The sequence below is a fragment of the Sporosarcina sp. P18a genome (genome assembly GCF_002743135.1).
GTDB lineage: Bacteria > Bacillota > Bacilli > Bacillales_A > Planococcaceae > Sporosarcina.
Genome location: NZ_PDYQ01000001.1, coordinates 635,798 through 650,549 on the forward strand (window position 1 = coordinate 635,798; position 14,752 = coordinate 650,549).

Annotated in this window: 14 protein-coding genes; 12 read left to right on the forward strand and 2 right to left on the reverse strand. The window is 41.1% G+C overall.

Annotated features, from left to right (window positions below; all coding sequences use genetic code 11):
* Positions 1-11 precede the first annotated feature (11 nt).
* Positions 12-758, forward strand: coding sequence for an ABC transporter ATP-binding protein (locus CSV75_RS03180; protein ID WP_099674710.1), 747 nt, complete (start codon positions 12-14; stop codon positions 756-758).
* 126 nt (positions 759-884) lie between these two features.
* Here CSV75_RS03180 and CSV75_RS03185 read toward each other — a convergent pair whose 3' ends face one another.
* Both CSV75_RS03185 and CSV75_RS03190 read right to left on the reverse strand, forming a co-directional pair.
* Positions 885-1,715 carry an aldo/keto reductase gene (locus CSV75_RS03185; protein ID WP_099674711.1) on the reverse strand — a complete coding sequence of 277 codons (831 nt, stop codon included), beginning with the start codon at positions 1,713-1,715 and terminating at the stop codon, positions 885-887.
* A 49-nt stretch (positions 1,716-1,764) separates the two neighbouring features.
* Positions 1,765-2,976 carry an MFS transporter gene (locus CSV75_RS03190; RefSeq protein ID WP_099674712.1) on the reverse strand — a complete coding sequence of 404 codons (1,212 nt, stop codon included), beginning with the start codon at positions 2,974-2,976 and terminating at the stop codon, positions 1,765-1,767.
* A gap of 176 nt (positions 2,977-3,152) precedes the next feature.
* Between CSV75_RS03190 and CSV75_RS03195 the strand changes: the two genes are divergently transcribed.
* The 11 genes from CSV75_RS03195 to CSV75_RS03245 all read left to right on the forward strand — a co-directional run bounded on the left by CSV75_RS03195 (position 3,153) and on the right by CSV75_RS03245 (position 14,751).
* Complete coding sequence (locus CSV75_RS03195) at positions 3,153-3,512, forward strand: winged helix-turn-helix transcriptional regulator (RefSeq protein WP_099674713.1); 360 nt, start codon at positions 3,153-3,155, stop codon at positions 3,510-3,512.
* A 39-nt stretch (positions 3,513-3,551) separates the two neighbouring features.
* Positions 3,552-4,199, forward strand: coding sequence for an O-methyltransferase (locus CSV75_RS03200; RefSeq protein WP_099674714.1), 648 nt, complete (start codon positions 3,552-3,554; stop codon positions 4,197-4,199).
* Positions 4,200-4,305: 106 nt separating this feature from the next.
* Positions 4,306-5,169: an Hsp33 family molecular chaperone HslO gene (hslO, locus tag CSV75_RS03205; RefSeq protein WP_099674715.1), complete on the forward strand. Its 864-nt coding sequence runs from the start codon at positions 4,306-4,308 to the stop codon at positions 5,167-5,169.
* 519 nt (positions 5,170-5,688) lie between these two features.
* A complete protein-coding gene (locus tag CSV75_RS03210; protein ID WP_099674716.1) occupies positions 5,689-7,434 on the forward strand; it encodes a methyl-accepting chemotaxis protein in 1,746 nt (581 codons plus the stop codon).
* Positions 7,435-7,910: 476 nt separating this feature from the next.
* Complete coding sequence (locus CSV75_RS03215; protein WP_099674717.1) at positions 7,911-9,497, forward strand: BCCT family transporter; 1,587 nt, start codon at positions 7,911-7,913, stop codon at positions 9,495-9,497.
* Between the two features lie 134 nt (positions 9,498-9,631).
* Positions 9,632-10,339: a GntR family transcriptional regulator gene (locus tag CSV75_RS03220; protein ID WP_233191580.1), complete on the forward strand. Its 708-nt coding sequence runs from the start codon at positions 9,632-9,634 to the stop codon at positions 10,337-10,339.
* A 13-nt stretch (positions 10,340-10,352) separates the two neighbouring features.
* The gene (locus CSV75_RS03225) at positions 10,353-11,501 is read left to right on the forward strand and encodes an LLM class flavin-dependent oxidoreductase (RefSeq protein WP_099674718.1); all 1,149 of its coding nucleotides are present in this window, start codon (positions 10,353-10,355) and stop codon (positions 11,499-11,501) included.
* Position 11,502: 1 nt separating this feature from the next.
* Positions 11,503-12,081: an amino acid synthesis family protein gene (locus CSV75_RS03230; RefSeq protein WP_099629955.1), complete on the forward strand. Its 579-nt coding sequence runs from the start codon at positions 11,503-11,505 to the stop codon at positions 12,079-12,081.
* Entirely contained in the window at positions 12,081-12,878 is a 798-nt protein-coding gene (locus CSV75_RS03235; protein ID WP_099674719.1) for an alpha/beta fold hydrolase, read from the forward strand. Before CSV75_RS03230 ends, CSV75_RS03235 begins: the two co-directional genes overlap by 1 nt.
* Positions 12,879-12,897: 19 nt before the next feature.
* Positions 12,898-14,379, forward strand: a complete 1,482-nt coding sequence (locus CSV75_RS03240; protein ID WP_099674720.1) for an aldehyde dehydrogenase — start codon at positions 12,898-12,900, stop codon at positions 14,377-14,379.
* 42 nt (positions 14,380-14,421) lie between these two features.
* Positions 14,422-14,751 carry a hypothetical protein gene (locus tag CSV75_RS03245; protein WP_199171289.1) on the forward strand — a complete coding sequence of 110 codons (330 nt, stop codon included), beginning with the start codon at positions 14,422-14,424 and terminating at the stop codon, positions 14,749-14,751.
* The last annotated feature ends 1 nt before the right edge of the window (position 14,752 follow it).

Here is a 14,752-nt window from a genome sequence, read left to right on the forward strand (position 1 = left end):
GTGGGTGACAAATGTTAGCTGTATCAAATGTTTCAAAAAGTTACAACAACGGAAACCAGACGAAAAAAGCGTTGAATGGCATGGATCTGACTGTACATAAAGGGGAAGTTGTAGGTTTAGTAGGAGAAAGTGGTTGTGGAAAAAGTACGCTCGCACGTGTCGTAATGCAACTTGAATCAGCTGATAGTGGTCTAATTACATTCAACGGTAAACCAGTCACACGAAAAACCCGAAAATCATTTTATCAAGCGACCCAATTGATTTTTCAAAATGCATCAGCCGCGCTAAATCCTTCCTGGACGGTGCGTAAAATATTGCTCGAGCCTCTTCGCACGATGAAAGGAGATCGTGATGCACTTATTCGGCAAATGCTTGGAAGAGTAAAACTATCGGAATCGCATTTACATAAATATCCTTCAGAATTGAGTGGCGGGGAACGGCAACGTGTCAACTTGCTTCGCTCGCTTTTAGTTGAACCCGATTTGCTCATTTGTGATGAAATCATTTCCAATTTGGATCGATTAATTCAAAGGGAAATCATTGATTTGCTTCTAGAACTGAATCGGGAAATGGGTATGTCGATTTTATTCATTGCGCATGATCTGCAGGCCGTCATGTATGCATGTGATCGAATATATGTAATTAAGGATGGACGAGTGGTGGACGAAAGTGTGAAAACAAATGGAGTATTTCACTTTTCACAGTCGTATGCAAGACAACTATTTTACTCTGTACTAGGGAATCGAATGAGGGAGTAGAGAGATTTCGTCGTTTTTCTGCAGAAATGGATTATAAATGGTGTGCATGCTATTCTCTATGGCTTAGAAAATTTGAAAAGACTGTCCGAACCATAATTTGGTTGGACAGTCTTTATTTTTGTTTGATTATGAGAAGTCAAAGTTGTCAGGATCGGGTCCGATTCGATAATCTTGATTTAATTTATCGATTCGTTCCATATCTTCTGATGTTAGTTCGAAGTTAAATACATCCGCATTTTCAGCAATGCGGTGGGCTTTCGTTGATTTGGGTATGGTCACTACACCATTTTGCAAATCCCAACGCAAAATTACTTGGGCAACGGATTTCTTGTAGTGATCCGCAATTTCTTGTAATTCTTCATTGCCCAGTAGCTTACCTTGCATGAGAGGTGACCACGCTTCGAGTTGGATATCGTGTTTTCGGCAGAATGCTTGTACTTCTTTTTGTGATAAACGGGGATGGTACTCGACCTGATTTACCATCGGCTTGATTTTTGCATTTTTCATTAATTCTTCTAGATGATGCGGCTGAAAATTACTTACGCCGATCGCTTTAGCTTTTCCTTCTTCGTACAAGGTTTCCAGTGCGCGCCACGCCTCTACAAACTTTCCTTCTACAGGCCAGTGAATGAGGTATAGATCCAAGTAATCGAGACCAAGTTTCGTTATACTCTCGTCAAAAGCGGCAAGTGTTTTTTCATAACCAAGGTCGCTATTCCATACCTTCGATGTGATGAATAATTCTTTCCGATCCACTTGAGCTGCTTGTATACCTTTACCTACGCTACTTTCGTTGCGGTAAATCGCTGCTGTATCGATACTGCGGTAACCGTACTCAATTGCAGATTTTACAACGTTTACGAGCTCTGAACCTTCTTTTACTTTAAATACTCCGAGACCAAGCCAGGGCATTTCAACCCCGTTAGATAGTGTAGTTGTTGATTGCAAATTTTTCATATGATTTCTTCCTCCATTCATAGTAATTACTAAACGTGCAGTCTACTCGTTACATCACCTCCTTCAGTGCATGTATGGTTACGTGGTCTTTACGTTCCAATAAACGGGCAATGCCTGTTAAGATCGCTGCGACCATTACCATGCTTGCACCAATCCATGGTGTATGAATAATACCGATCGAATCCGTCACCACGCCACCAAGGTACGAACCAATGGCGATTCCGGCATTAAAAGCGGCAATATTTATAGCAGAGGCTACGTCGATCGCACGTGGAATGAATCGTTCCGCTAAGATTACGACATATACTTGTAGTCCTGGAACATTCATAAATGCAAATATACCCATCAATATAATGGTGATTAATCCAGCCACTTTAAATGGTGCAGTGAATGTCAATATGAATAAGATAACGGCTTGAACGATAAACATATAAAATAAAGCATGAATGGGATTTTTATTGGCCAGTTTTCCACCCATCATGTTTCCTATTGCGATGGCGATTCCATAGACGAGCAAGATCATGACAACTGTACTTTGCTTAAATCCTGTCACTTCCTGGAGTAAAGGAGACAAATAGGTGAACACAACAAACGTTCCGCCATAACCTAGTGCTGTAATAGTAAATACTAGTAGTAAACGGCCATTTGTCAAAAGTTTCGTTTGATCACTCAATGTAGTCGGTGCGCTCTGTCGTAAGTTTGAAGGAATTAAGAGACTGTTCGAAACAAGCCCAATTACACCTATAATTACAATTAAGACAAAAGCAGAACGCCATCCTACATGTTGACCGATGAATGTGCCAAAAGGAACTCCAGTAATCGTCGCAACTGTTAATCCGGTAAACATGATGGAAATAGCACTTGCTCTACGATTCTCTGGCACTAAATCTGCGGCGATTGTTGCACCGATAGACATGAACACGCCGTGTGAAAAGGCGGAAATAATTCGTGCAAACAGTAATACGCTCAGACTGGTTGCGGCTACAGCTATACTGTTTCCAATGATAAATATGACCATGATCCAGATTAAAACGGTCTTACGAGGTAATCTAGAAGTTAGACTGGTGAGAATTGGCGCTCCGATCATCACCCCTATAGCATATAAGGAAATAGTCAATCCGGCCAGTGAAACTGAAATATCTAAATCTTGAGCAATGAGTGGTAATAGTCCGACACTCACAAATTCGGTAGTACCTATCGCAAATGCACTGATAGCTAATGCAAGCAATGCAAATGTACTGCGTTTTTTATCTATTGACATTTTCTAACGTCCCTCCTAACAATAAGTTGCATGCAAATTTCATGGCATCAATACCTATGATGTAGTGAAATCCACTTGCAAATGTTAGTATGAAGTATAGAAAACTAAAAGAGAAGTACGCACTTTAAAGTAATGTAGGCACCTTTTAGTACCTATCCAAAGCGGAGGCGAATGAAATGAGCAAGAAATATAATATTAGTGTGGAAGCAACATTGGAAGTAATAGGTGGTAAGTGGAAGTGTGTCATACTATGTCATTTGACTCATGGTAGAAAGCGGACAAGTGAATTAAAAAGATTAATGCCAAACATTACGCAAAAGATGTTAACTCAACAATTACGTGAATTGGAAGCGGACGGAGTTATAAATAGAATTGTCTATAATCAAGTGCCGCCTAAAGTTGAATATGAATTGAGTGAATATGGCCAAAGTTTAGAAGCTATTTTAAGCGCGCTTTGTGCTTGGGGAGATGTACATATTACAAAAGTTTACGGGGATAAATCCAAAGTACTTGCGGAAAGTGTGTTAAATGAATAATATTGCATTCAACTTACTATAGAGAGGAGGAGTTATTTAATGAAATTGATTAACCAATATATAGACCAAACATTTGTATCAACTGATCAAGTTCTCGAGGATGTCCTGTTCTCAATCCAAGAAAATGATATGCGTTCGATCTCAGTTTCTCCTGCGTCGGGCAAAGCTTTGACGATGCTCGTTTCATTGACTGGCGCAAAAAATATTCTTGAAATTGGTGCGCTTGGCGGATATAGCGGTATATGTCTGGCGAGAGGATTTAGCAAGGAAGGGCATTTGACTTCACTGGAATTAGAGGAATCATTCGCAAAGTTAGCAAATGCTAATTTAACGAAGGCGGGCTTTGGCGACCAAGTGACGTATAAAACCGGACCTGCTTTAGACAGCTTGGAAACATTGAAAGCAGAAGGAAAAACGTTTGATTTCTTTTTCATTGATGCGGATAAAGAGAATTACCGAAACTATTTAGACAGCTGTTTAGAGCTAGCTGAGCCGAATGCGGTGATCGTAGCTGATAACGTGTTGGCGGGCGGTTCAGTAGCAGACTCGTCCATACAGGGGAAACAATATACAGAAAATATGCGGGAATTCAATGAATACACAGCACGGCATCCTCGTTTGATGTCAGTATTGTTGCCGGTTGGTGATGGATTAACGGTATCACAAGTTAAACCGCAGCGTGCATAAAATTCGTTGACAAATCGTCGTTCCGCTTGGAAGTGGTGTAACACCCGAAAATCTAAGTGAAACAAAGCCAAACTATACGTTTAGGGTTATAGAAAGGGTGTATGGAATGAATGATTATTTAGTAAAAGCAGTAGCTTATCAAAATCAAGTACGCGCGTACGCAGTGAATTCAACTACAACAGTGGCGGAAGCACAGCGGCGGCATGCGGCCAGGCCGACAGCTGTAGACGCCCTCGGACGTTCAATGACAGCTGGTGTAATTCTTGGCGCTATGTTAAAGGGCGAGGAAAAAGTATCGGTTAAAATTAATGGTGGCGGACCACTCGGTACCATTATTGTGGATTCCAACGCGAAAGGTGAAGTTCGTGGATATGTCTCGAATCCCCAAATCGACTTTGAAATGAACAAAGTGGGAAAAGCTGTCGGAATGAATGGCTTGCTAACAGTCTCAAAAGACGTGGGGCTGATGCATCCTTTCGTAGGGCAAATCCCTCTCATTTCCGGGGAAATCGGAGAAGACTATACATCGTATCTATCTAGATCTGAACAAACGGCATCTGCTGTCCGACTAGGTGTGTTAGTAAATTCTGATTATACCGTAAAGGCTGCGGGTGGTTTTATAATTCAACTCATGCCGGGCGCGGATGAGGACGTAATGAGTATGATTGAAGAACGAATAAAAGTAATTGCGCCATTGTCTTCCATGATCGCAGAAGGAAGTACACCCGAACAAATACTTGAGCACGTTTTAGGATCGGAAAATGTCACAGTGTTAGAAAGTATGCCCGTTCAATTTCAGTGTCAATGTTCTGTGGACCGGATCTCCAATGCAATTATCAGCTTAGGAAGCGAAGAGATTCAAGATATGATTGAGACCGATGGACATGCCGAAGCGAATTGCCATTTCTGCAATGAATCCTATTACTTCGATACTGAACATCTTGAAGCACTGAAAAAGATAGCTTTATAAATTGATGAATAATGAGTACCTGTGTAAGAAAAGGACATGTTTGCGTAGTCATTCATGAACATTCTTATACGGGTGCTTTTTAGATTGAGTTTGTTGAATAGGGTGCCAGGTCCCCACACCAATCTGAAGCAATTCTGAATGGGTTGCGGTTTGTTTGGGAAACTGGTATTTTATTCAACATGTATATTGACAATTCTGAAAGTTGGATATAATGTATAATAAAAGCTCTTGTATGGTACATGCAAGTGAAATAAAAGTTATGTTTATAAGAAAGGATGAAAGGCTAATGACAGAAAAAATACAAAATACACTTTCATAGGTACTTGTCGTCATTGGACTGGTATGGGATTAGTAACGAAATTAGTGCGAAGTTAGGAGGAGGTAATTGATTTTGCGTGGAAACATAGGAGCTTTAATCAGCTAAATAAGGTTAAATGAAAAAGAGTTGCAACAATGGATAGTTAATCGCCAAGCAGCTCTTTTTTGGATTTTAGAAATGGTTTATGGGGGGATACAGAGATGTTTCGTTTGAACTTAAGAAAAAAAATCATGTTAATTTCTTTTCTGTTTTTATGTATACCCGCACTTCTTGTTGGTATCGTCAGCTATCAATTGTCTATAGACAGTCTAAACGAATCTGGAAAATTGATGTTGAAAAATAGTGTTAAGCAAACAATAGAAGTAATAAAAGTGATAGACCAAGAGGTGCAAAAAGGAAATATTAGCCTTGAAGATGCACAAGAATATGTGAAAGTATCTGTTTTAGGGGAAAAGTCAGCAGACGGAACGCGTCCAATTAATAAAAATATAGACTTGGGGGAAAACGGCTACTTTTATATTATTGACGAACAAGGGAATCAAGTTGCAGATCCGTATTTGGAAGGAACAAACACTTGGGATTATCAAGACCACAATGGGGAATATTTCTTTCGAAAAATGATTAACAATGTGCAAGCCAAAGGATCAATTTATATGGACACGATGTGGGAGCTTCCTGACGAACCCGGACACATGGCACTAAACGTTAGTTATGCTGAGCTTGAACCGACTTGGGGATGGATTTTGAGTACAAATAGTTTTTATCAGGATTTTAATAAAAGAGCAAACGCAATTGTACACTCCCTTGCCATTACACTCACCTTATCACTAGTTCTTGGCGTAATCATTATTTATTTTTTCTCGCGAAGCATTTCCAATCCATTGATGGCACTTGCAAGCCAAGCCAAAGAAGTAGCGGACGGAAATCTTGCGGTGGATGTGCTGAAGGTAAGAAATAAGGATGAAATTGGTGCCCTCGTACAAGACTTTCAACAAATGATTCATAATGTCCGCCAGTTGATTACACAAATTACTGTTACATCGAACGAAGTAGCATCGTCTGCGGAACAACTAACGGCAAATACAGAACAAAATACAGAAGCGACTGAACATATTGTGACCGCAATCCAGGAAGTTGACCTTGGCTCGAATAAACAGACAGAGAGTGCGGATGAAGTTGTACAGATGATGATTAGGATGGATGTAGAACTACAAGGAATTGCGACCAATTGCTTGGACGTTTCGGAAGCGGCTCAAAACTCATCAATCGAGGCGGAGGAAGGGAATGCTTTATTGCAACACCTTATAGGTCAAATGAATGTGATTCGCAAGACAGTCAAGGAGTCTAATTCATCGATTGAAAAATTAAAAGTTCACTCCGAGAAAATAGGATCGATCGTGGAAGTAATGGGGAAAATCGCTAAGCAGACAAACCTGTTAGCTTTGAACGCCGCGATTGAAGCGGCGAGGGCTGGTGACCATGGGAAAGGGTTTGCCGTTGTCGCCAATGAAGTACGGATACTTGCGGACCAATCGACTCATTCAGCACAGCATATTACTAACTTAGTTTCGGAAATCCAAAACGAAACAGACAATTCTGTCGTAGGTATGAATGGAGTAAATGATGAAGTAGATAGTGGAATTCTGATTGTCAATGACACGGAACAAAAGTTTCAAACCATTTACCATTCATTAAACCAGGTTGCCAACCAAATTCAAGGAGTAGCAACCACAACACAACAAATGTCAGCAAGTAGCCAGATAGTCACGGTTTCAGTAAAAGATATGAGTCAAATCGCTAGGGATTCTGCTCACCATTCCCGTAGCGTGGCAGCGTCTAGTGAAGAACAGCTTGCTTCTATGGAGGAGATCGCTTCTTCAGCCTTTTCTTTGTCCCACGTAGCAGAAGAACTACAAAAATTAGTTTCGGAGTTTAACGTGAAATGAATAAAGTGTGATGAAACACTTTGCTAGAATGATTTTTCAGCAGTGATCTGATGCTTCATGAATGGTGAATAGGTTTCCATAAAATTCAAAGATATGGAACGGAGAGGGAAACAACGCGGACCATTAGGGGATTCGCGTTGTTTTTGTATCTATAATATGTCACATAATGAAGCGTCCGCCAAAAGACTAACAATAAATAGATGAAACTATCGCATTCAATTAATAATTATGAAACAAACAATTATATTATTATGCTGAACAAAAGAAAATTTTGACAGATCAAAAAAATATAAATATATATTGACAATTCCGAATTTAAAATATAATCTATATTACAAGCTCTTGTATGGTACATGCAACATGAATAACATCATATCTTCCATAAAGAAAGCGCTGCCAAATTTTAGTGAAAGGAAGTTTAGTTGTGACACAGTGATGAAGTGTTAGTAGAAATATTGTGAAATAGGAGGAGGATTATGACGAAAAGTTATTGGAAATTTATTCGCGAAAAGGTTGATTGGCCTGTTTTCTTATTTAGTGGAGGCGTACTGGTAGTATTCGTGTTATTTTCACTCTTTAAAGTGGACACTGTCAGTAGCTTTGTGAATAAAGGTTTTGATCTTTCCATTCGTTACTTCGGTGCGTATTGGCAATTTCTTATGATGGCTACTTTTGTTGTTGGGGCAGTGTTAGCTGTATCAAAGTACGGAAAAGTTCGTCTTGGTGATGCAAAGAAACCTGAAATGACGTATTTCAAATGGGTAGCCGTGATTCTGACGACAGGTCTTGGAGCCGGCGGAGTCTTTTGGGCAGCAGCAGAGCCTATGTACTATTTTCTAGATGTGCCTCCAATGCATAAAGGGATTGCAGCTAGCACAGAGGATGCGATAGGTCCAGCCTTAGCTCAAAGTTATATGTCATGGGGTTTTACTGCATGGTCCGTCTATGGCGCAATTAGTGCGATTATTTTAATTTACGCACATAAACATAAAGGCATGCCGTTGAAACCTAGAACTCTTCTATATCCAATATTGAAGGAAAGAGTGTTAACGAGTAAGTGGGGAACAGCTGCTGATGTATTTTGTATTATAGGCGCTGCGGCGGGTACGATTGGTCCGATTGGTTTTCTTGGATTACAAGTCAGCTATGGCGTCAGTGCAATCTTCGGTATACCGGATACGTTTTTAACGCAACTCTCTATTATTGTACTATTGACAGGCGTGGTGCTAGTATCGACGCTTACAGGTATCGAAAAAGGAATTCAATTTTTAAGTAAGTTGAACGTAAATTTGGTCGTAGTGATTGCCGCCTTTTTGTTATTGCTAGGTCCTGGTTTATTTATAATCAATTCATTCATGTCTTCCTACGGGACGTATATTAGTGAATTTATAAATATTAGTACGTTCCGAAGTGATGAAGCATGGCTTGGTGGTTGGTTACTCTTTTTCTTTGGCTGGTTTATAGGTTTTGGCCCACTGGTAGCATTATTCGTGGCGAGGATATCCAACGGCAGAAAAATCCGTGAAATATTTGTAGTGGTTGCTGTAATAGCACCAATAACTACGAATTTTTGGTTTACGGTTCTAGGTGGAACAGGCATTTTCTATGAGCTGAAAAATGTAGGATCCGTTAGTGGACCGTTGACGGAAGGTGGATTGCCTAGCGCGATCATCGCAATCGCGGGACAAATGCCGTTAGGAAGTATCATGCCTTCTGTTTTCTTAATTTTAACTACGTTATTCGTGGTGACGACCGTAGATTCAATGTCTTATTCAATCTCAATGGCCGTGACGGGAGACGGGAATCCACCAAAAGTCGTTCGTGTATTTTGGGCCGTGATTATGTCTACTATTGCAACGATTCTCATTAAAATCGGTGGTGGAGGAATTGGGGCATTGCAGTCATTTGTTGTAATAGCAGCAGTTCCAGTATCCATTCTTTTACTTCCAGTCGTGTGGTATGCACCGAAAGTAGCCAGAGAACTTGCGATTGAACAAGGAATTATCGAAGAGGAGCTAGATATGATCCCGGTGAAAGAAGTCGCGGCAGATAGAGAAATGTAATTTAAAAATAGACTAGTAAATTAAATTATCAAAATACTCGTTGACATTTGAATAATTAGATAATATACTCATCTCATAGCTTGTATGGTACATGGTAGATTGATATTTCGAAATAGGATGAACTACCAACGTACATGAATCATAGAGAGGTGATTACGATAATACAGAAAATACAAACTGTCAGTATTACCGCACAAGTAACGAATGCCATACGGGAGGCAGTCATTTCTGGGGAATATGAACCAGGAAAACAATTGTCGGAGGCTGCTTTATCACAAGACTACGAGGTTAGTAGAACGCCTATAAGAGAAGCACTGAAACAACTGGAAAGAGAAGGGCTTGTGGAGATCATTCCACGTGTAGGTACTTGTGTAAGAAAACCAACGGAACAAGAACTTGATGAGCTTTTCACTGTAAAAGAAGCGTTAGAAGGTTTTGCAGCGGGACTCTTAGCAGAGACTCAGAACCCGGTCGCGATCAAACAACTTGAAGTAGCCGTTGCATTAATGGAAGTAGCCGCTCAGAATAACGATACAAAATTATACGCGGAAGCAAATGAACAGTTCCATGCAGCGATATTGGCAGGTGCGGACAATTCTAAATTAAGCTATTTATTGAACTTGATGCTGAATCAAATACCCTACCAACGCTATGTCCAAATAAGTATCAATAATCCTGAACGTTTAAAAAAATCGCTGAAGGAACACCAAGGTATATTAGATGCAATTTTGACAGGAAGACGTGAAAAAGCTGAAAACACAATGAGACGTCACGTCGAAGCAAGTGCTAAAGGATTGAAAACGGGGATTGCCAAAAAAATGAGTGCGAGCTCAATTAACTAGGAGGAGAAACATTATGAAATTTGGAATATTTGCAAACCTATCAGGTCCAGGACGTCACGATGAGTATTACAAAGTATTGGACGAAGCGCGTGAGCAAGCGATTTATTGTGATGAAAACGGTTACGATTCTATTTGGTACACGGAACACCATTTTGGCCATGAGGGTAATGAGTTAATCTCAAACCCGCTTATGATGGGGGCAGATATTGCAGCTCGTACAAAAAATATTCGAATCGGCCAAGCCGCAAACGTTGCGACTTTCTGGCATCCACTACGTTTAGCAGAAGATATTGCGATGCTTGATCAGTTGAGTAAAGGTCGAGTAGAAGTAGGGTTGGCTCGTGGCTTGTACGGTCGAGAAGCAGCTAACTTAAACCCCCTAGCAGATCCGAAAAATAACGATCAAAACAGAGCATTATTTGAAGAGACACTGGAAGTTATGAAAAAAGCGTGGTCTAATCGTTTCTTCTCTCACAAAGGTGAATTCTTTAAATTCCCTGCAGATGGCTTGAAGTGGAAGCATCCGATGAGCCCAGCTACTCCAGAATTCATGGATATGGAAAAAGGCGAAATCAGCAAAATATCGCTAATGCCGAATACGTATGAAAACCGTATGCCGAATATTTGGCAAACAATTGATTCACCTCGTTCAATTGAAATTGCAGCTGAAACAGGAATTAACGGAATTTTCTGGATGCCAACTGTAAAAGAATTAAAGCAACGGTTTGAGTTATACCGTGGAAAAGCTTCTGAAGCGAGAGGCATCGATGTGCCACTTGGTGAAGGAATTGCACTTGTACGTGATGTCTATGTGGCGGAGACGATGGAAGAAGCTCGCGCGGATTTCAAAGAGGCTGTATTGAACACGTACCGCTGGATCTGTCACTGGAGAGGTCTCAGTAATTTGCTCGATCCAGGTGAAGAGCTGAAAGAAGGTCAAGAACTGGACTTTGATTTCCTGTTTTCTAGAAACATGTTGGTTGGAACGCCAGAATATGTTGCAGAAAAGATTCAGGAACTCCAAGAAGAACTGAATCTACAAAACTTGCTATTATGGACAAATCACAGCACATTGCCACATGAAAAAGTGATGAAAAGTTTAAAGTTATTTACAGAAGAAGTTATGCCAAAATTCGCAAAAACAAAATTGGAGGTAGTTTAATATGTTAGAAGTTCGCAAAGTATATACTGCAATAGAGGAAACACGCATGGAAGGTGGCAAACAATTAGATGCACCGATCAAAATGATCACCACGATGTTGGTTATGAAAAATCCCTGGGTTGAAAGAGGATTTGTAGAAGATCTCATGCCGGAAATTAATGAATATGCTCCTGAAATTGGAGAAATTTTAGTAGATGAATTATTTAAGCATATTGATTCCGCAGACGACGTGGAAGCATTCGGTAAGGCTGCGGTGGTGGGTGTTGACGGTGAAATGGAACATGCATCAGCATTCATCCATACATTGAAATTCGGTAATAAATTCCGCGATGCAGTAGGAGGCAAAAGTATCTTGCCATTTACGAACAAACGCGGAGGTGCAGGAACTCCCGTACTGATTCCAATGGTACATAAAAATGAAGACTCCAAGCGTTCTCATTTCTTGACATTCGAAGCGATGATTCCAGATGCTCCGCGTGCAAATGAAATCGTAGTTGCGATCAGTGTGTCGACAGCTGGCCGTCCATTCCCAAGAACAGGTGACCGTCATCAAGATATGGTTGAGATGGGTCTTGCCTAATGTCAAACATTACGTATGATCAAGAAACCACTTTATATGAAGAAAAAGGAGTGGGAGAACCGCTAATTTTCATTCACGGTGTCGGTCTAGATCATGCAATGTGGCAACAACAAGTGAATCGTTTGTCTGCTAATTATCGCGTAATTACGTATGACATGCTAGGACACGGGGGATCATCGCATCCACCCGGTCCCTATTCACTATCACAGTTTGTCGTGCAATTAGCCACACTTGTGAACGAGTTAAAACTGACAAACGTACATTTAGTTGGTTTCTCCATGGGAGCAATGGTTGCGCAGTCATTTGCCGCTAAGTTTCCGGATAAAATTAGAACCTTGACCATTATGAATTCGGTCGCCAACAGAACACCCGAGCAGAGAAAAGCGATTGCTGCGAGAGTTGAAAAAGTGAAAGAATTAGGACCACAAACTACTATCGAGCCTGCAATTCAGCGTTGGTTCAATCAAGAGTTTCAGGAAAAGAATCAACAGCTGATCAATGAAGTAAGACACCGCCTCGAAACAAATAATGCTGACGGGTACATGGCGTCCTATACGTTATTTGCAACGGCGGATGAAGAAGTTTGGCAGCAGCTGGAAGATATTACAGTTCCCTCGCTCGTCATTACAGGCGAATATGATGTGGGTTCAACACCGAAAATGTCGCGCCAAATACATGAAAAACTATTGAATTCTGAGTTGTTGATTGTTCCGGATACGAGACATATGTTACCCGTCGAAAAACCGGAGATCGTAAATCAGGCGATTCATTCATTTATCCAAAAGCATGTCTATTGAATGAAAGGAGTGTGCCAAGATGTCATTAAAAAGATATAAAATGTATATCAACGGTGAGTGGATCGAATCGGAAAGCGGTAAATATTTCCCTAGCTATAATCCCGCAACGGGTGAGGCTTGGTGTGAAGTAGCGGAAGGCACCGAAGAAGATGTGAATCGTGCAGTGCAAGCAGCACACGAAGCTTTTCAACATTCAGAATGGGCTGAGATGACCTACACAGAACGTGGTAAACTCGTTCATAAACTGGGTGAGTTGATTTCGCAAAATATTGAAGAACTGGCAGAATTCGAAACGAAGGATAATGGGAAGTTACTTCGGGAAATGCGTGGGCAACTCACTTATTTACCCGAATTTTTCTACTACTACGCGGGGTTGGCGGATAAGATCCACGGCCAAACCATGCCGATAGACAAAAAGGATATATTTGCCTTCACGACGAGGGAGCCTTTAGGCGTAGTGGCAGCGATCACACCATGGAATTCACCGTTATACTTAACTACGATCAAATTGGCTCCAGCTTTAGTGGCGGGGAATACTATTGTCATCAAGCCGTCTGAAATGACATCCGCGTCACTGCTGGAGCTGATGAAATATGTGGAAGAAGCAGGATTTCCAAAAGGCGTAGTCAATGTTGTCACCGGTTTTGGAATGCCAGTCGGCAATACGTTGACAGCTCATCCGCTCGTAAGAAGAGTAGCCTTTACAGGGGGCAGCGAATCAGCACGTCATGTCGTCAGGAATACAGCAGAAAACTTTGCGCAAGTATCTCTTGAACTTGGTGGAAAATCGCCTAACATCGTATTTGAAGATGCCGATCCTGAAAGCGCTGCAATGGGTATCATTGCTGGAATTTTCGGAGCATCCGGTCAAAGTTGTGTAGCGGGTTCCCGCGCATTGCTTCACGTAGACATTTACGATCAAGTGCTTGACAAACTGGTGGAGCGCGTCAAACGAATTAAAATAGGAGATCCGCTCCTTGACGAGACTGAAATGGGTCCGCTTGCTACGGAGGCACAACTTGAACGAGTGAAGGAATATGTGGGTATTGGTAAAGCGGAAGGCGGCAAGGTTGTCATCGGTGGGAAGACTCCAGAAAATACGGAAACAGGTTGGTATTTTGAACCGACAATTATAGAACTGACTGATCATAATGCCCGGATAGTTCAAGAAGAGATTTTCGGTCCCGTGCTCAGCATCATCCCATTTAAAGATGAGGAAGAAGCGATTGCTTTGGCCAATGATACGGAATATGCCCTGGCCACAGGAATTTGGACTCGAGATGTCGCAAGAGCCCACCGTGTAGCAAAAGCCGTTCACGCTGGTATCATATGGGTGAATACATACAGAAGTATTTCTCCACTTATGCCAATCGGAGGTTCCGGACTAAGCGGTCACGGAAGAGAAAGTGGTTTCGATGCGATTTATGAATATACACAAAGCAAAGCGGTTTGGATCAACACATCCAGCGAGCCTATGCCAGATCCATTCATCATGCGATAAGTCGAAGCGGGCCAGTAATATATATAGAGAGGAGCAACCATTATGCATGTTGAAACAGCGATTCATTTGACGGATATAGCATTCGTGCGTCTCTGCAGTGATCGATTTGGGGTGAATAAAGGTGTCTACAACACAATTGATACGTTTTTCTATGATCGAGGATTTGAAGATATAGTGGAAAGACGTAAAAATGTGTTGGTCTTTCTTGAATATATTAAGCGAACTGGCAATGGCGAGGAGCAGCGTGTTAAATTCGGAAGTGGCGGGTTAAGCCTTAAAATCGAAGAATATTTACAAGAAGAACACAAAATCATTCAAATCATGAAGTATCAATCCAATATAGCCACCACTAGCAGAAAGCAGGTAAACTAGA